The sequence below is a fragment of the Paenibacillus lignilyticus genome, from assembly GCF_017942085.1.
Taxonomy (GTDB): Bacteria; Bacillota; Bacilli; order Paenibacillales; family Paenibacillaceae; genus Paenibacillus_Z; species Paenibacillus_Z lignilyticus.
The window spans coordinates 314,769-333,468 of record NZ_JAGKSP010000002.1 but is presented as its reverse complement, the minus strand read 5'-3'; the positions used below and the strand labels follow the sequence as shown (position 1 = coordinate 333,468).

At 44.7% G+C, this 18,700-nt stretch carries 19 protein-coding genes; 18 read left to right on the top strand and 1 reads right to left on the bottom strand.

Features of this window, described 5'->3' with window-relative positions; genetic code table 11:
* From I8J30_RS06730 to I8J30_RS06645, 18 genes are all read left to right on the top strand, one after another.
* Window positions 1–1,320, top strand: a complete 1,320-nt coding sequence (locus tag I8J30_RS06730; protein ID WP_210656574.1) for a hypothetical protein — start codon at window positions 1–3, stop codon at window positions 1,318–1,320.
* 39 nt (window positions 1,321–1,359) lie between these two features.
* Window positions 1,360–2,523, top strand: coding sequence for a glycosyltransferase (locus tag I8J30_RS06725; RefSeq protein ID WP_210656572.1), 1,164 nt, complete (start codon window positions 1,360–1,362; stop codon window positions 2,521–2,523).
* 82 nt (window positions 2,524–2,605) lie between these two features.
* Entirely contained in the window at window positions 2,606–3,511 is a 906-nt protein-coding gene (locus I8J30_RS06720) for an ATP-grasp fold amidoligase family protein (RefSeq protein ID WP_210656570.1), read from the top strand.
* A 46-nt stretch (window positions 3,512–3,557) separates the two neighbouring features.
* Window positions 3,558–4,169: an acyltransferase gene (locus I8J30_RS06715; protein WP_210656568.1), complete on the top strand. Its 612-nt coding sequence runs from the start codon at window positions 3,558–3,560 to the stop codon at window positions 4,167–4,169.
* 41 nt (window positions 4,170–4,210) lie between these two features.
* Window positions 4,211–5,704: a lipopolysaccharide biosynthesis protein gene (locus I8J30_RS06710; RefSeq protein ID WP_210656566.1), complete on the top strand. Its 1,494-nt coding sequence runs from the start codon at window positions 4,211–4,213 to the stop codon at window positions 5,702–5,704.
* Window positions 5,705–5,745: 41 nt separating this feature from the next.
* A complete protein-coding gene (locus I8J30_RS06705) occupies window positions 5,746–6,864 on the top strand; it encodes a CapA family protein (protein ID WP_210656564.1) in 1,119 nt (372 codons plus the stop codon).
* A 49-nt stretch (window positions 6,865–6,913) separates the two neighbouring features.
* Window positions 6,914–8,284: a UDP-glucose dehydrogenase family protein gene (locus tag I8J30_RS06700; RefSeq protein WP_210656562.1), complete on the top strand. Its 1,371-nt coding sequence runs from the start codon at window positions 6,914–6,916 to the stop codon at window positions 8,282–8,284.
* Entirely contained in the window at window positions 8,265–9,296 is a 1,032-nt protein-coding gene (locus I8J30_RS06695) for a GDP-mannose 4,6-dehydratase (protein WP_210656559.1), read from the top strand. The genes I8J30_RS06700 and I8J30_RS06695 overlap by 20 nt, the downstream gene beginning before the upstream one ends.
* An 89-nt stretch (window positions 9,297–9,385) precedes the next feature.
* The gene (locus tag I8J30_RS06690) at window positions 9,386–10,759 is read left to right on the top strand and encodes a sugar phosphate nucleotidyltransferase (protein WP_210656557.1); all 1,374 of its coding nucleotides are present in this window, start codon (window positions 9,386–9,388) and stop codon (window positions 10,757–10,759) included.
* A gap of 122 nt (window positions 10,760–10,881) precedes the next feature.
* Window positions 10,882–11,841: an LCP family glycopolymer transferase gene (locus I8J30_RS06685; RefSeq protein WP_210656555.1), complete on the top strand. Its 960-nt coding sequence runs from the start codon at window positions 10,882–10,884 to the stop codon at window positions 11,839–11,841.
* The gene (locus tag I8J30_RS06680; RefSeq protein ID WP_210656553.1) at window positions 11,831–12,337 is read left to right on the top strand and encodes a VanZ family protein; all 507 of its coding nucleotides are present in this window, start codon (window positions 11,831–11,833) and stop codon (window positions 12,335–12,337) included. The genes I8J30_RS06685 and I8J30_RS06680 overlap by 11 nt, the downstream gene beginning before the upstream one ends.
* Window positions 12,338–12,598 (top strand): hypothetical protein, encoded by a 261-nt coding sequence (locus I8J30_RS06675; RefSeq protein WP_210656551.1) that lies wholly within the window; start codon window positions 12,338–12,340, stop codon window positions 12,596–12,598. It abuts the gene before it with no gap.
* Window positions 12,599–12,643: 45 nt separating this feature from the next.
* The gene (locus I8J30_RS32870; RefSeq protein ID WP_210656549.1) at window positions 12,644–14,512 is read left to right on the top strand and encodes a stalk domain-containing protein; all 1,869 of its coding nucleotides are present in this window, start codon (window positions 12,644–12,646) and stop codon (window positions 14,510–14,512) included.
* Window positions 14,513–14,658: 146 nt separating this feature from the next.
* Window positions 14,659–15,174, top strand: coding sequence for a DUF1854 domain-containing protein (locus I8J30_RS06665; protein WP_210656547.1), 516 nt, complete (start codon window positions 14,659–14,661; stop codon window positions 15,172–15,174).
* 45 nt (window positions 15,175–15,219) lie between these two features.
* Window positions 15,220–15,672, top strand: a complete 453-nt coding sequence (locus tag I8J30_RS06660) for a hypothetical protein (protein ID WP_210656546.1) — start codon at window positions 15,220–15,222, stop codon at window positions 15,670–15,672.
* Between the two features lie 233 nt (window positions 15,673–15,905).
* Window positions 15,906–16,163: a hypothetical protein gene (locus I8J30_RS06655; RefSeq protein ID WP_210656544.1), complete on the top strand. Its 258-nt coding sequence runs from the start codon at window positions 15,906–15,908 to the stop codon at window positions 16,161–16,163.
* Window positions 16,164–16,275: 112 nt separating this feature from the next.
* On the top strand, window positions 16,276–17,214 hold the full coding sequence (locus I8J30_RS06650) for an ABC transporter ATP-binding protein (RefSeq protein ID WP_210656542.1): 939 nt from the start codon (window positions 16,276–16,278) through the stop codon (window positions 17,212–17,214).
* Entirely contained in the window at window positions 17,207–18,007 is an 801-nt protein-coding gene (locus tag I8J30_RS06645; RefSeq protein ID WP_210656541.1) for an ABC transporter permease, read from the top strand. The genes I8J30_RS06650 and I8J30_RS06645 overlap by 8 nt, the downstream gene beginning before the upstream one ends.
* Window positions 18,008–18,126: 119 nt before the next feature.
* Here the strand turns inward: I8J30_RS06645 and I8J30_RS06640 are convergent, their stop codons facing one another.
* On the bottom strand, window positions 18,127–18,600 hold the full coding sequence (locus I8J30_RS06640; RefSeq protein ID WP_240547889.1) for a bactofilin family protein: 474 nt from the start codon (window positions 18,598–18,600) through the stop codon (window positions 18,127–18,129).
* Window positions 18,601–18,700: the final 100 nt, after the last annotated feature.

Genomic DNA, 18,700 nt, shown 5'->3' with positions numbered 1-18,700 from the left:
ATGAAGCCAAATGAGATGAAAGTGGATTTAAAAGGAATTCTATTTACTGGCATAATTGTGCTAATGCTAATTAGCTTAGTGATTCCGGGGATAACGGGGTCATGGGTAAGAGAGGCGAATTCAACGGCTTTTACATATGCACCTCATTATTCAAAACTTACATCTCTATGCTCATCGATGTCGATCTATTTACTTTATATTTTGTTGATTGTTTGCATATGGAGTAATCAGAAAAAGGGGAAGACCCTATTAATTGTATATATAAGCTCGCTTGTTTTTATCGTTTGGGGTTTATTTGCGTTTTACGAAGCGAACCTCCAAGAAGTTCTTCTGGATGATGTTTCTATTAACATCATTCTCATTCCTTTGTTTTACATACTTGGGTATGAGAAGGCGATATTTGATAGCGCTAAAAGATTAATTCCGTTTATGGTTGTACTTATGGTTGGATTGATTTTCTGGAGCAGCCTTTCATTTGTATTCCAATATGGGCTCTCAACGGAAACAAGAACATCACCAAGTAAAGAAATGTTTGCAGTTGCGATTAGTGCATATTGGTGTTATTCACTCGGCATGTCTGAAAGTAAGAAGTATCATCGATCATTTAAGTATATTCTGGGTATTTGCTTATTAATCTGTGCTTTTCTTATCAGATCCAGAAGCTGGATTATACAGTGTATCCTACTGCTGTATGCTATGTTAGCTTTTAGCGCCGGCAAGAATGCTTTGCTTCGGAAGATAGTAGCCGCTTTTACTGTGGTGCTCGTATTCCTTTTAATTATCCTTCTATTGCCTAATCTTACAGGCGCTTTATTCGACCGTATTGGGCAAGATACGAGATCCGGACAGTATGAGACGTTCTTCTCGCAAGTAGATGCAACCAGTTTGATATGGGGGCAGGGACGTAATGCGGGCTATAGCTTTCTTGGGATTACAAACTATCGATACTTTGATAATCAATTTATCTATATCATGTTTCATTATGGCATTGTTCCGGTGCTTTGTTTGTTGGGTATTATCGGCGGCTTATTTAGAAAGATAAATAAGGATCGTTTTACGTTAGAGGAACAAGCTTATATTGTCGGATGTCGGCTCATGAGCATTTTTTTCCTGACAGCTTTAGGCGGGTTGTCCGTATACTTTAAATTTGGCTGGAATCTTGGTACGTTATTCGTGCTTATTTTTATTGGACGCGGAGTTGCAATGATGAGCGAAGCAAGGGAGCGTAAGCGAGATACAGAGCTGCGACCAAGGAATACGGTGATTAAAGGTGCAATGTATGATGGATCACGATTGAAAATGGTTGAAAATAATTCCTAATCAGAGAGAGAGAAACAGGATAAAAAGTGGAGGACTGTAATGAATAAGCGAATTTTTCTTTTTGGATTTTTAAACTATCCGCGAGGATCGGCAGCTGCAAATTATACACAGTATTTAAGTAATGCCTTGAAGGAGGCGCAATATGATGTTTACTTGATTACAAACATCAATGAAGAATTTAAGCTTCAAGAGCAAGAAGGTTTTATGTCCTATAATGCGATTAAGATTATTCCGTTTCATATTTCTAAAAGAAGAATTCTACGCCGATTAGAATTTGAATATGGGAAAGGACGTATCTTAGTTAATATTTTGAAGAAACATAATCTAACAAGTGAAGATATTGTATTGCTCTATTCTCCGGATTTGTATGTGCATCGAGAAGTTTTGAAGTATAAGGAGAAAGTTGGCTTTAAGACTGCATGTGTTGCTACGGAGTGGTTCCCTACCAGCTCATTTAAGTCAAGGCGTGAAGGGAAGGCGTATCATACTTATTTCGATCAGTTTCTCCCCCGCCATGACTTGCTTTTTCCCATCTCAAGTTATATACAAAACCATTTGATCGAGAAAAACTGTAATACGATGCGCTTACCGATTATGGCCGATGTACACGAACATCCGATTGGAACGAAGTCGTTTGATAAAATAAAATTCATTTTTCCGGGCAACGGGCTCATGAAAGATGCAATAGAAGTTATCCTAAAGAGTTTTTGCAAGCTGGCTCCCAACGATAGAAAGCGAGTGGAATTACACTTATGTGGCGTCAAAGAGGAGCAAATTGAAAGTTTGCTGACTCCACAAGAATACGAAAACCTGAAAGAGATTCTAGTCGTACACAAATGGATGCAGTACAAGGAACTGATCGCATTATATCAGGCTATGCATTTCTTAGTGCTGGCAAGAGAAGAAAACCAAATGACGTTAGCTAACTTCCCAAGTAAAGTGCCGGAAGTGATGTGTTATGGTGTAATTCCGATTGTTTCGCGCGTTGGAGATTATACGAAGTATTATCTGGAGGACAATGTGAATAGTCTTATCTTTGATGGATGCGAGATCGATTTGTGTTTCGAACAAATAAGTAAAGCTCTATCCATGACACAAGATGAAATATTGGAATTATCAGCAAAAGCAAGGGAATGTGTAGAAAATAAATTTGATTATCGAAATTGGGTTGGGAAAATTCATCATGCACTTGTAAATATGTAAATAGCTCATTTATTAATGAAACCATCATCCATGCATGATGGTTTTTTTGCTGGGTTTCTAACACACTTGGGAGGTCAAATAAATGAACGTTAAAGACATAATTAAGAGCAGCCCAATCTTATATACGGCATTATCGGCAGCATGGGAATCGCGGAAAAAAATCTCAAACCTGGTCCCGGATGAACCCTATATCAAAATGCAATATAAAAAACAAATGGGTAAGAAAATCGATCTCAGCAATCCGGAGACATTTAATGAAAAAATACAATGGTTAAAGCTTCACTGTCATAACCCTTTGATGACAAAGTGTGCGGATAAATATGAGGTTCGGAGTTACGTTGAAGAAAGGATCGGTAATGGGGTTTTGAATAAACTATACGGCGTATACCAAAAGGTAGAGGATATTGATCTATCGGTGCTGCCGAACTCCTTTGTAATCAAGGTCAATCACGGAAGCGGACAAAATATTATTTGCAAAAATAAGGATCATATGGATTTTAATCATGCATTTTCAAAAATTAAAAGATACTTAAAATCAAATCATTACTCTTACGGCAGAGAGTGGGCATACAAAGATATAAAGCCATTAATTATCATTGAAGAGTATTTGGATGATAATGGCCGTCCGCCCGCTGACTTTAAGATCTTATGTTTTCATGGAAAGCCGGAAATCATTCAATTAGACCTGGATCGTTTTGGGCAGCATCGGAGGAACTATTACAACGTAGACTGGTCCCAAATGGATTTGCGGTTTATTGTGGATAATTCTTCTTATGAAGTGCCGAAGCCGGATAATCTGGATGAAATGATATGTTTTGCTACAAGACTGGCCATTGGATTCCCTTTTGTAAGGGTCGATTTTTATAATTTCGATGGCAAAATATATTTTGGAGAAATGACTTTCTACCCGAATAACGGCATTGGAACTTTCTATCCTGAAGAGAACAACAAATTGATGGGGAATAAACTTGTGTTACCAATTCAGTAAGTGCTGCTATTTTGAGAGGGTAGAATACTCGAAGGGAAGGTGGAAAATGATTTTTCAAAAAGTAATCAACCGGTTGTGGATCCCCCTTGTTACAAGGTTCTACTCTCGTTTGAATCGTATAAAGTGTAAGCTTTATCAAGTAGAAATTGGTGATCATTTCGTTACAAGAGGGAATATCTACATTAAAAATGACGGCAAAATCAAAATAGGCAGCCATGTTACGATGAATTCTGCTGGTTGGGCGAACCCGATAGGGTTGGGAGACAGAATGTATCTTCAAATCATGCGGGGCGGGACAGTATCTATTGGAAATTATACGGGCATCTCCAATACAGCCATCACAAGCGAGAATGAAGTGCAAATCGGTAATCATGTTTTGATTGGTGCCGGATGTAAAATATTTGATACGGATTTCCACCCATTGGAGGCCAGGTACCGTTATGGTTCTAACAAGGATAATAACAAAACCAGAAATCGGTCGGTTGTTATTGAGGATGGTGCTTTCATAGGTGGAGGCAGCTTTATATTAAAAGGAAGCCATATAGGTAAAAACAGCATTATAGGTGCCGGTTCCGTAGTGGCAGGGAAAATCCCGCCGAATGAAATTTGGGCAGGCAATCCAGCTAAATTCATTCGAAAAAACGATGAAGCAATTTAACATATACAAAAATATGTCTTATAGGATGTAGTGAGGGTACCATGGGAGATAAATTGCTTAAGAATAAAGTTATATCTGGGGTATTTTGGGCATTTAGCGAGCGTGTTATTTCACAAGGTGTATCATTTGTCTTATCGATCATCTTGGCACGGCTGCTTATGCCTAATGAGTATGGCATTATCGCTCTCGTTCTTGTATTCACGAATTTAGCTAATGTATTTGTTTCTAATGGAATTGGGGAGACCTTAATTCAAAAGAAAGATGCAGATGAAACTGACTTTTCCTCACTTTTCTACTTCAGCCTAACGGTATCGGTCGGCTTGTATATGATGTTATTTTTTTTGGCTCCGTATATCGCCGTCTTCTATGATAATTCCGAATTAGAATCCGTATTACGAGTAATTGCCCTGATTATTCCTCTATCATCAATTATTACCATCCAACAAGCCTATGTATCGAAAAAAATGATGTTTAAAAAGATGTTTTTCTCGACAATCGGCGGCACGTTAGCTTCCGGTTTGATTGGCATAGTGATGGCGTATTATGGCTATGGTGTCTGGTCATTGGTGGCCCAATACTTAATCAATGCAGTAGTGAATACTATTGTACTTTTCTTTATTGCACAATGGAGACCGAAATTAAAATTTTCAATAAACTCGGTTAAGCAGCTCGTCGGATTTGGGTGGAAATTGGTGGTTGCTAATTTTATTAATGTTTTCTATGCCGAGCTAAGAAGTCTAATGATCGGTAAACTGTATACGCCGGCTGCGTTGGCTTATTACAATCGGGGGAATCAGTTTCCGAATCTGCTGATTACCAGTATTGATACTGCGGTTGGGAAAGTGTTATTTCCAGCGATGGCGGAAGTAAATAACGATACGGCTCACTTGAAAAATGTAACCAGGCGATCCATGAAAGTTACGGCCTATATTATCTTTCCGCTTATGATTGGCCTCATGAGCATTGCTCCTTCTCTAATAGAGCTATTGTTGACTCGAAAGTGGATGGAAGCAGTGCCTTTCTTGCAGATTTGCTGCGTATTTTGGTTATTTCAACCTGTGCAAACGGCAAACTGGCAAGCCATTAAGGCCTTAGGAAGAAGTGACATGATCATGAAGCTGGAAATATACAAGAAAATTATTGGCGTAACTTTGCTTCTGATTAGCATGAACATAAGCGTCTATGCAATAGCGATGTCTAATGCTGCTTTTGCAGGTATTTCAATGCTAATCAATATGTTGCCAAATAAAAGATTGATGAATTACTCCATGCCTGAACAATTCCGTGATTTAGCACCTTCCTTATTACTATCGCTTGTCATGGGAGGGAGCATCTACACGATCTCGTGGTTATCACTTCCGACAATCGCCATTTTGTTCCTACAAATTGGATGCGGAGCAATCATCTATGTAGGGGCTTCCCATTTATTTAAATTAGATAGTTATGTCTATTTATTGAGTATGTTATCGACTAAGCTGCGGAGAAGAAGCAATGTGTTAACCTCGACGCAAGGAATTGTGATTAAAAAGTGGTAATGGAAAAGTCGTTTCATTTAACAGTAAGAGGGTGAACTTACATGGAATTACTGATTGCAAGCGATCTGGTCCCAACTCATACGAATGAAGAATTGTTCAACAACGGAGATATTCGGGAATTGCTTGGGGAAGATTTGTTCAAGATTTGGATGGCCGCGGATATGAGGGTGTTTAATCTGGAGGTTCCGCTTACGGATCAAGAAACACCGATTGCAAAGTCCGGTCCGAATCTTGTGGCCAAGACAAGTACAATAAACGGTATAAAGAAATTGGACCCTACGCTGGTTACTTTAGCTAATAACCACATATTAGACCAAGGCGTGCAAGGGTTCCTCAGTACAACAAGTCTACTGGAACAATACAACATTCCCTATGTGGGGGCCGCTAATAATTTGTTCGAAGCTGCCAAGCCTTATATCCTGCTTAAAGATGGGGTTTCCGTTGGCATCTATGCTTGTGCGGAGAATGAATTTACGATAGCCACTGCTACATCTGCAGGCGCGAATCCATTTGATCCCTTGGAGAGTCTGGACCATATACAAGAGCTTAATCAAAAGTGTGATTTCGTGATTGTTCTATACCATGGCGGGAAGGAGCACTATCGGTATCCATCCCCCAATGTTCAGAAAGTCTGCAGGAAACTGGTGCAGAAAGGCGCAGATCTTGTCATTTGCCAACATAGTCATTGTGTTGGAGCTTATGAAAACTATCTGGATTCCAAAATCATTTACGGACATGGAAATTTCATTTTTGATTATATGGATAGTGATTATTGGCAATCCAGTCTATTGATAAAGATACATATCAGCGAACGATTGGAAGTGGATTATGTTCCCATAGTCAAACAGAAGCATGTGATCCGAGCAGCTCAAGGCAGCGAAGCGGATCACATTCTGAATGGCTTTTACAGCCGATCCAAGGAAATAAGCCAAGAAGGTTTCGTGGAGCGGCGTTATCAGGAGTTTGCCCATACAAATACAGAAGCCTATTTAAAGGCTTTCTCCGGATTAGGCAAATGGATGTCCAGAATTGATCGAAAGCTGCTGAATGGCCGGTTATTAAGAAAAAGGTACTCCAAACATCACTTGTTAGCGATGCAAAATTTTATAGAGTGCGAAGCACATCGGGAGTTGTTGTTGGCGGGGTTGAAAACGAAATGATTGGAATGCCACTATAACCTTGGATTACTAATGGTAGAGGGGGCTTTACATGTTTAAGATCGCAGTAGCGGGAACCGGATATGTCGGATTGGTTGCAGGAGCATGCTTCGCGGAAGTCGGACATCAAGTGACCTGCGTGGATATGGATGAGAATAAAGTAAAGGTCATGCAATCCGGCATTTCCCCGATTTATGAAGAAGGATTGGAAGCTTTAATGCAGCGAAATTATGAAGCGGGGAGAATCCGTTATACGACAGATTACAAAGCATCCTATAAAGATGCGGATGCCATCTTTATCGGTGTAGGAACGCCGGAGCAGCCGGACGGATCTGCTAATCTTACCTACATAGCAACAGTTGCCAGGCAGATTGCGGAATCGGTGGAGAAGGACTGCTTGGTGGTCGTAAAATCAACCGTTCCCGTTGGCACGAACGATAAGGTTGAGCAATTCATTCGCGATTTCTTAGTCCATAACGTGAATGTGGAAGTAGCATCAAATCCGGAATTTCTGGCACAAGGCTCGGCCGTTCATGACACCTTGCACGCCGAGCGAATTATTATAGGAACGGAAAGTAAATGGGCTGAAGAGCTGCTTATGCAGATCTATCAGCCTTTTCATTTGCCTATCGTAGCTGTAAACAGAAGGTCGGCAGAGATGATCAAGTACGCCTCCAATGATTTCTTGGCGCTTAAGATATCTTACATGAATGATATTGCCAATCTTTGTGAGCTCGTAGGTGCGGACATCGAGGATGTTGCAAGAGGAATGAGCTACGATGAGCGGATTGGAAGCAAGTTCTTAAATGCCGGTATTGGTTACGGCGGTTCATGTTTTCCGAAGGATACCAAAGCATTAGCGTACATTGCAAAGCAGCAAGGTTATGAGTTGAAGACGGTCAAGGCCGCAATTGATGTAAACAAAGAACAGAAGACGCTCTTATATAGGAAAGCCAGCAAGCGGCTCATTACCTTCAATGGGCTTAAGGTAGCCGTCCTGGGCTTGACCTTTAAGCCCGGAACAGATGATTTGAGGGAAGCCGCATCGCTCGAGAATATTCCTTTATTGCTGGAGCAAGGCGCAGATGTATGTGCGTTTGATCCGGTAGGTGCGGATAACTTTGCTAAAGTACATGCGGCAGGTAAGAAGGGAAGCGGCAGCATGACGTATGCCGCTACGATCGAGCAGGCTTTAGAGGGAGCAAATGTCTGTTTTATTTTTACGGAATGGGGAGAGATAAAGGCAGTATCTCCGGGGGCTTATAAAAACTTGATGAGAACGCCTCTAGTCTATGATGGAAGAAATATATACAGTGTTGCCCAAATGCAAGCGGCAGGGGTAGAGTATCACTCCATTGGAAGAAGGCCGGCAAGAATAGATAGGTTGAAGGAGTCGAAGAACATTGAATTACAATACTCTTGATAAGAGTAAGACGTATCTGGTTACCGGGACGGCAGGGTTCATTGGTTATTATCTGGCCAGAAAACTCTTGGAACAGGGCTGTCGAGTAATTGGGATAGATAATATCAATGAATATTACGACGTCAACCTGAAATATACGCGCTTAGAACTGTTGCAGCCTTATAAGAGGTTTACCTTTGTTAAAGGCGATATCTCCGATAAAGCGCTCATTATGAATATGTTTGAGGAATATAAGCCTCATGTTGTGGTGAACTTAGCAGCTCAGGCCGGTGTACGGTACTCCATAGAGAACCCCGATGTATATATGCAAAGTAACATCATTGGCTTCTACACGATACTTGAGGCATGCAGGCAATATCCGGTAGAGCATCTCCTCTACGCATCCTCAAGCTCCGTCTACGGTGCCAATCAGAAGGTCCCATTCGAGGAATCCGATCGCGTTGATCAACCTGTATCCCTCTATGCCGCAACCAAGAAGTCTAATGAATTAATGGCTCATACGTATAGCCATCTGTATAGAATCCCCACTACGGGATTACGTTTCTTTACTGTGTATGGCCCGTTAGGCCGGCCGGACATGGCTTATTTTGGATTTACGCAGCACTATTTTTCAGGTAAACCGATTAAGATTTATAACAACGGTGATTACGAAAATGACTTATACCGAGATTTTACCTATGTAGATGATATCGTGGAAGGGATCGAGCGCTTGCTAGGTAACCCTCCTGTAGGGGAAGAGAATGCTCCCCATCAGGTATATAACATCGGCAATAACAGCCCGGAGAAATTAATGACGTTCATCGGAACGTTAGAGAAATGCCTGAGCCATTCATTAGGCAGGGAAGTGTTATTCGAAAAAGTATTTGAACCGATAAAACCCGGCGACGTACCTGCTACTTACGCATCGACGGAATTGTTAGAGAAGGTCGTTGCGTTTAAACCGAAGACGTCGATTGAAGCAGGATTGCAGAACTTCACGGACTGGTACTGCGAATATTACCGCTTGAATTAATCCATAGATTGGGAGTGGCTTTCATAAGCTGCTCCCAATTTTCTGTTTTATGGAAAATTCGTTTCATAGAGAGAATGGAGGAGTGAATAATGAAACTCATCTTACTGTCCGGCGGTTCCGGAACAAGGCTCTGGCCGCTGTCCAACGACGCAAGATCGAAGCAGTTTCTGAAAGTGCTCGAAAACGATGAGCAGCAATTGATTTCGATGGTACAGCAGTTATGGGGACAGCTTGAGGCAAGCGATCTAAGCGAGCATAGTTATATTGCAACCAGTCAAAGCCAGGTTGAAATGATGCAAAGTCAAATCGGCACAGACGTTCCGCTAATTATTGAACCGGAACGCAGAGATACGTTTCCTGCGATCGCTTTGGCCGCCGTATATCTCTACTCGGTTAAAGAGGTTCGTTTGAGCGAGACGATCACCATCGTGCCCGTGGACCCGTTGGTTGAAAATGAATTCTTCGAAACCATTAAGGAATTGGAAGAGGTTTTGAACGAATCTAAAGCTGATTTGGCCTTGATTGGCGTAAAGCCGACTTATCCATCTTCCAAGTATGGATACATTATTCCGGATGCAGCAGACGAAACCTATGAAAGTGGATATAAGCGCGTCCGTAATTTTCGCGAGAAGCCGACAGAAGCACAGGCCGTGGAGCTGCTGGCACAGCAGGCGCTGTGGAACTGCGGCGTGTTCTCCTTTAAGCTCGGCTACCTGATATCCCTATTGGAACAGCTGAATATGCCGATTCAATATGATGAACTGCGAAAGCAGTATCAAGTGCTTCCTAAGATTAGTTTTGACTATCAGGTGGTGGAGAAAGCAAGAAGTATCGTGGTGGTACCCTATGAAGGGGGCTGGAAGGACCTTGGCACCTGGAATACGCTGACCGAAGAAATGAAAAATAACCAGATTGGTAAAGGAATTATCAGTGAGGATTGCAAGAACACGCATTTGATTAATGAAATCGATATCCCCGTTTCCATTGTGGGCTTATCGAACATCGTGGTTGCGGCCAGTCCGGACGGAATACTGGTTTCGAGTAAGAGCGCAAGCACGAGAATTAAGGATTATATCAAATATAATCAAAAGCCGAAATATGAAGAACGCAAATGGGGCTGGGTAAGAATTCTGGACGACCAGATTTATGAGGATGGCCGATGCGTAGCTACCAAGCGAGTCGGAATCCGTGCGGGAGAAAACCTTAGCTACCGCATGCATACGTACCGGGAGGAAGTATGGACCATTGTGAATGGTGAAGGGGAGTTTCTGCAGAACGGCAATTATATGCATGTAAAGGCCGGCAATATCCTTCATATTCCAATGAAAACGCTCCATACATTAAGAGCGGTCAAAGAGATTGAAATGATTGTGGTTCAAAGCGGTCAAAGTCAGGAAGTCAATCGAATCGTCGAATTATATACCACCTGGAAAGAAATTACGGAAAGCTGCATCAAAGTGTAATGTTCGGAACAAAGGCCTTGCTTGCCAATACGGTAGGCAGGCCTTTGTTGCGTCCGCCGGTTCACTACCAGCATCCCTCAACACTACGGTGTAAACTATGCGATCAATAAGGAGTCTTGAACATGAAGCTGAAGCGATTTCTGGTTTGGGCGAGTGCTGGTGCCGCTGTAATTCTTGTGATTGCAGGCGGAGTAGCGTGGTATTTATACCATTCTGTTGAACAGGCTGCGGCGAAGATGTATGAAGATGTTAAGACGACGAAAACGGTCTATGTCAGTAAAGATGTCGAATTGAAAAAGGCTCCTCCTGAGCCGGTCCAAATGAAAAATCTAGCCCCCTTCTCCGTTCTTGTTCTAGGTGTGGATGAGCGCGAGAATGATCGGGGGCGTTCTGATACGATGATTGTGCTTGCTGTTAATCCAGCGAAGCAGTCTATATTAATGTTCAACATTCCTCGCGATACGCGCACCGATATCATCGGTCACGGTACGGTTGACAAGATCAATCATGCCTACGCGTTTGGCGGCTTGGAGATGTCGATCCAAACGGTAGAGCACTTTCTGGACTATCCAATCGATTATTATGCCAAAGTGAACATGGAAGGTTTCGCGCGATTGATCGATTTAATAGGCGGGGTCGAGGTGGATAATCCGTTTGCTTTTGACTACGAGGGTCGTTTGTTCGAGGAGGGCCACTTGATGCTAAATGGTTCGGATGCCTTGAAGTATTCTCGCATGCGTTACGAAGATCCGCGCGGAGATTTCGGCCGCAACTCCAGGCAGCGTGAAATTCTGCAGGAAGTCATGAACAATGCGATGAACATCTCAAACGTCGCTCGCCTGCATTCTCTTCTGGGCGAACTCGGAAACAGCGTGAAGACGAATGTTACCTTTGACGAGATGAAGAAATTCGTTACCGATTATCGGCCTAAGATAAATAAGATCGATACAGTGGAGATAAAAGGATATGGGAAAACTATAAATAAGGTTTGGTATTACTTGGTGGACGACAGCGAACGAGATCGCATTCATAATATAATTAAAGAACAACTTCAGCAGCAGGTGCCTTCCAATGCGCAATAAAGGCCGGAACTACTGGATTAGTTTGATCGTCTTGGGCTGGATTGCCGTCATCTTCATCCTATCTTCTCAATCCTATCAGGAACAGAACATTCAACCTGCCCTGCATCGGATCGTGACGGAGGATACAATTAGAGAGGTGCTGCCGGATATAACTTTCACCTATCACCACAGAAGCTATTCCTCTCATAGAGATCCTTATGTATTCCTTGAATTTATTATCCGTAAAAGCGCTCATCTGTTCATGTATGGTGTTCTTGCCATTGGGGCAGCTATCGTTACGAAATTGAAGGATCATCTCGCCGGAAGATGGCCGTTTCCTCTCCTTATTGTCCTTATGATCGCATCGCTTGATGAATTAAACCAGCGAATATCTCCGGGGCGAACCTCGAATTCACAGGACGTCCTTGTTGATATTACAGGAGGCTGCATCGGCTTGTTTGTTTATATGGCGGGTAGTTATTTTGGAAGGTTTGTGAAGAGAGGAGCGCGTCTGTAAATGATACCATCTTCTATTAAAATGTTAGCGTTGCTAATCGGATTGATGAACAACACGCCTACTGAAGTTTCCGTCTATACCATTGTTGAATGCCCTCATGAGCATTGTTATGAGGCAACCAATGGATTAGAATCTCATTGTTTGTTCAGCGAATCTAATATTCAGCAAGAAACACCGTTATACATAGGTGATAAAGTATATGCCATTTTTCTTCAAAATGAGGAACATAGAGTCGTTCGAATTATTAAAGCGGAACAGTAACCATGTAGAAACGGCAGCTGAGTCTATTATTCTAGGAGGGACAAGGTGAAGAAACGAAGCTTCTTAAGACTGCTCCTTTGTACGGCAGCGTTGCTCACGTTGATCTGGATTTGGAGCGGAAGGGGAACGAGCTTTTACGAGCATGCAGATGGGGCGGTAGGGCCGATTACGGTCAACTTGACCGAAACATCCGAAGCTTTCAAAAACCCGATTATGGGTTTCAGACCGTCGCGCGGGGTCAACGAAACTTCTTTCAGGAATCGAGAATACGCAGATATATATAAACATTATATCAAGTACACGGATCTGGAGTATGATGCAACGGATTCTGTACAGAAGATCATTGATTGGAGTAATAAGGCTTGGGCGGGCATTGAGAAGCGAAATATTAAGGTCGTTCCGCGAGTCGTCATTGTTTATCCGGGCGCCGGGGAGTATTGGCCTAAAGGGGTGCCTCATGGCGATGCAGTCAATCAATGGCTGTCAGACGAATTGAAATCGCGACTTGTGGCGTTTATCGCGAAGCTTGGACAAGCTTGGGATAATGACCCGCGAGTAGCTTTCGTGGAAATGGGGTTATACGGAAATTGGGGTGAGCACCATGTTTATCCGTTGAGGTTTAAGGACCGTTCCAATCAAATTCCGCTCAGTTTCCAAATTGCGCTCGGCGATGCGTATGAGGCCGCCTTCCATAACAAGAAAGTACTCGTGCGCTATCCGGGAACGTTCAAGGATTACGATTTCGGCATTCAATGGGATTCTTTCGCGCTGCCGGACGATGCTTCCGGCGGGAATGGAGAGATTAGACGCGATACTTGGCGGACGCAAATCAACAGCGGTGAAGTCGCCTACAATTGGGGCGATCAGTCCAAGCTGGGCGGCAACCCGGATGGAACGCTTAGCAACATCGCACATACGAATTATGTCATTGACTGGATTATGAAAACACATACCTCGAGCTTGGGGTGGATATCGGATTTTTCGGCAAACAACCCCGCTGTCTCAGTTGGGGCAAAAGCGATGCAAAAGGTGCTCGGTTATCGTTACGTGTTGAATCAGGTCACGTTTACCGGGAATGTGACGCCGGGCGGAACGATGAACGTGTTGTTCCAAGTGACCAACAAAGGCTCGTCACCGTTCTACTATAACTGGCCGGTTGAGGCGAGTCTGCTGAAGAGCGACGGATCGGTTGCCTGGAAGGGACTCTTCCAAGCTGATATTCGAGATTGGCTGCCCGGCACCGATTGGAACAGTACGACGCGGGCATACAATGAAGCGCCTGCCGTGAATACGGTTAATGGCATGTTCACGATTCCGAAGTCAGTGCCTAGCGGAACCTATACGCTGGCGTTGTCCATACTGGATCCGGCGGGCTGGAACCCAAGCGTCCGATTCGCGAATACGAACTATTACATGGGCGGCAGGACACCGATCGGCAAGGTTGGTATCGGCAGAAACCCTACCGATCAAAACCTCGGATCGTTCGCAAGCTTGAAGTCGGATACGACACTTGGTTACAGCCTGGAAAGCGGTACGTATAACGGAGCTGTCGGCAGCAGATTCAGCACGATTATCGTAAATGACCGCGCGCTTAGTTTTGAAGCCAAACCAAAGATTATTAAAGGCGTCACGATGGTTCCTTTCCGTCAAATTTTCGAGGCTTTGGGCATGATGGTGGAATGGAACAACGCGACCAAATCTGTACTTGCGTCCAAAGGGAATTTAACCATAAAGATGACGGCCGACAGTAATAAAGCAAGTGTGAATAATAAGGAATTCCAGTTGACCCCGGCTCCGTTTGTTACGCCGGAAAGCATGTTTTATGTGAATCTGCGATTTGTAAGTGAAGCGGCCGGTGCCAAAGTGAACTGGGACAACGATAATAAAGTCGCCACGATTAAAACCGCAGATTAAGCTTGACACGATACAAATTGTATCATAGATTAATAGAGACGATTATGATCACATTCGTTTTTGGAGAAGGGCAGGCCCAGGCCTGCTCTATTTCCTGATCCTATTTTTCTATCTATTGAAGAGACGTGCCGGAGGTGATCTGATTCATGAGCAATCTTGTCTACATGAAACCGAAGAAAGTAGGTCCGATTCTACTTTATCGCACTGAGGATGGCACTTTGATGGCAGAGGATAAGGAGGGACGGCAGTACCAGCGCGTGAAGCTGGTACGCGAGCTTCCTCATTCGTTTCCGGATCGCTTCATTTCCATTCGGAGTGAACTAAACGAGGAAATCATTCTGCTGCATGAAATTGGGCTCTTGGATGATCGCAGCCAAAGAACGGCAAGGGAAGAGCTGCAGAGGCAGAACATGGTGCCCGCTATCAAGCGAATTACTTCGATTCGAAAACATAATACGGAGTGGAACTGGCAGGTGGACACGGACTTCGGCCGGCTAACCATTACGATGGATAACCTGCTCGATCACGTCCATGCAATCAATGCAGGTCGCTGGATTATTACGGACATGGATGGCCGTCGTTATATGCTCTCGAAAGTAGAGGATATGGATGCGGAGAGCCAGCGTTGGTGGATTAATAGCAGGGACCCTTTTTTTTACTAACGCAGATACGTTTTGTAACAATTATCGAAACGAGGCGTAGCGAAAATGGAGACGGAGATGAAGCCGCGGGAGCATGTCCGAATGAAGCTGTTAGGCGGCGTACGGGCTGAAATGTTTATTTGCCACATAGAAGGACAAGAAGGGAATGCGAGTAAGCCAACGCCGATCCTTCTGCAAAATATGAGCCCATCGGGCTTGCAGGTTCTGTGCCATCTCCGATTGCCTGTCAACCGCAGCTATATGCTCCAAGTGAACGTCACGCTCGGAGAGTGGCAGTTCAGCCTGCTGGCACATATGGTTTGGCGGCGGCCGGAAGGCAATCACTACATTTACGGCTGCGCTTTACTTCCGGATGAGGGAATCCGCAAAGGGCTGCTTTGCGCATTGCTTGCCAAGCTGCAGGCCATGAGTCCGAAACAGCAGCGCATTCATGAATTGTACAAGCGCATGAACTATAGAAAAGAATCAAGTTACGCGCGACTGGATGTCAGAGGTTAAGCAATGGGCGATGGGGAGAGGTCGGCAGTACGCTGATTGAGATCCCTCATTGCCCAGGTTTTTTTTGATTTCTTATTGAAAGCGCATACACGACAAAATTCTTTCTTTATTCACGTTCTCCTTATTGACATGTAGCGATAATTGTCGTATTCTATCTACGATACATTTCGTAACATTATTATTATAATTGCTACATATAGTATTCGGTATCCGATCAATAAGGAGCGATTGACATGACGAATAAAGAACAGTTTCATTGTGTAGGCTGCGGAGGGACGCTAACGAGCATGGAGGCGGAGTTGGTGTTTTTAACCGGCTTTTACCGGGTCATTCACCCGCTTGGTTTGTGCAAGGCCTGCTTCATTCCTTTTCAGGAAAGTGAGCAGCAAAGAAATTCACCGAGTGCAGCTGCGCCAAATTTGACTGTACTTGATGAGTTTGAATTTAACCGTTCCTATACCCCGGATCATCTGCTGGTTACGCATACCTAAACAGCCGCGTTATACGTAAAACTTCCAATCTCTTCCTTACTTCGTTATACTGGTGGAGATGTGAAGTTTGAATGCGAACCATTCAGCTTCCCTAAAGCAGGAGGGGATAGATGTGGATTATCGGACCGAGCAAGATGAGCAGCAGCCGATCGTTCGTCTTCAGCAGGTAACGAAAGTCATCGGAAGGCGTACCATCATCGAGGATCTTACGTTGGATTTGCCGCGTTCAGAGGTATTCGGATTTCTCGGACCTAACGGAGCCGGGAAAACGACAACGATCCGGATGATGGTAGGTCTAATGAAGCTGACCAAAGGCGATGTCCTTATTGAAGGGCACAGCATCCGGACGGATTACGAGAATGCCATTCGTCATGTCGGAGCTATCGTAGAGAACCCTGAAATGTACAAATATTTGACCGGCTTTCAAAATCTGCTGCATTACTCGCGGATGGTGCCGGGGATTACGAAGCAGCGCATAGACGAGGTCGTTGAGCTTGTCGGGCTGAAGAGCCGGATTCACGATAAGGTGAAAACCTACTCGCTCGGCATGCGCCAACGGCTTGGCGTTGCACAGGCTATCATGCATAAACCATCGCTGCTCATATTGGACGAGCCTACGAATGGGCTGGACCCGGCCGGTATTCGCGAGCTGCGCGATTACTTGAGGAAGCTGGCCAAGGAAGAAGGCATCACCGTCTTCGTCTCAAGCCATTTGCTCAGTGAGATGGAGCTGATGTGCGACCGCGTTGCGATCATCCAAGCAGGCAAGCTCATCGATGTTCGCGGCATTCGTCCCGGTACATCGCTTGCGGATGAGGCGAATCAAGTGCTCTTCGAGGTAGATCAGCCGGACGCCGCAGTGCAGCTGATGGCAGAGCACGGCGCATCCCGCGAAGCGGATGCGGCGCTTGTAAGGGCAGATCGGGAAACGATCGCGCGGCTCAATGCCGAGCTTGTCGAAGCGGGTATCAAAGTGTACGGCATTCGCGTCCTGAACAAGTCGCTGGAAGATCAGTTCCTAGAGATGACGGGAGGTGAGCAGGTTGTTTGATTTCCTGCAGCTCGTACGCAATGAGAATATGAAAATCTACCGCCGTATCGGCACCTGGATCATGCTCGGCATAATCCTGCTGATCGTTATCGTCGTCAGCACACTGTCGAAAATTTTCTCTGAGCATGATACGATGTGGACGATAATGAACGGTATCGAACAGTTTACCTATTACCTCATTACCATCTTCACGGTCGTGGTCTCGGCAGAATGCGTAGCCGGCGAGTTCTCGGCAGGCACGATCAAGCTGCTGCTGATTCGTCCATGGAGCCGCTCGAAGATCTTGCTTTCCAAATACATAGCGCTGCTGTTGTTTGCACTGACACTTTCCGTAGTCATGCTGGTGTCATCCTATTTGCTCAATTTGATCTTGTTCGGCTATAACGACAGCGCAACGGCGAATGAGGCACTTGCCGTGCTAAACAATTCCCATCCGCTGTCCTACATGATTCAAGTGTATGTGCTTGATTACATCGGGCTGATCATGATTGTGACATTCGCGTTCATGCTCTCGACGATCTTCCGCAGCGGCGGTCTTGCAATCGGGTTATCGATGTTCATCTACTTCTTCGGGCTGATTGCAAGTGGTTTGCTCTTCAATCTCAAGTATGACTGGGTTGAATATTTGCTGTTTCTTCACCTGGATTTGAAGCAATACCTGCAAACCTCGGTCATCAAGCACAATATCCATGAATTGACCATGGGCTTCTCACTGGCGGTGCTGGCGGTTTACTATATTGTATTCGTGGGCATCACTTGGCTAATCTTCAATAAACGCGATGTTGCCACATAAATGAAGGGAGCCGCTGCAAGGTCGCCATGATGGGACCTTGCAGCGGCTCCTTTATTGTTGCACTGCGGCGGGAGAATCGGCATTACAGCGAGGTGGAAGAATGAAACGACGAACCTGCGCTAACCGGCCTGCCTGGATTTCTCCTTCGCTTGTGTTTCCTTCACCTGCTGCGCTTGTTGCTGCTGCTGCTGGAGTGCGGGTTCGGTACCGTCCTGCAGATGCCGTGCCCGCTGCTCGACAGCGCGCTCCATGCGGCAATTGCCGTTATAGATGCCTCCGTCTTGAATCAGCATCGTATGGGCAAGGACATTGCCGTACAATTGACCGGAGGCGGTGATGGTCAGTCTTCCTTTGGCCACAATATCTCCGAAAACCTTGCCTGCAATCGTGAGGTCGCGCGCGATAATACCCGATTTCGCCACGCCGCATTCCCCGATAATGACATCGCCTTTACAATCGATATCCCCCCGGTATTCACCTTCGATCCGAATGCTGCTTTCGCTAACTAACTTCCCTTCTACATGTGTGCCCAGTCCGATCAGAGTTTCGGCCGAACCGGACCGTTTGGACTCTTTGAACATCGCTGCGATCATCCTCCCTCTCTTACGGTAGGTCATATAGCTATTTATTCTTGGAAGCTTTAAAACATGCCAATATCACATGTATACCCGCTAGAAGGGGGGTGAAAGCTAG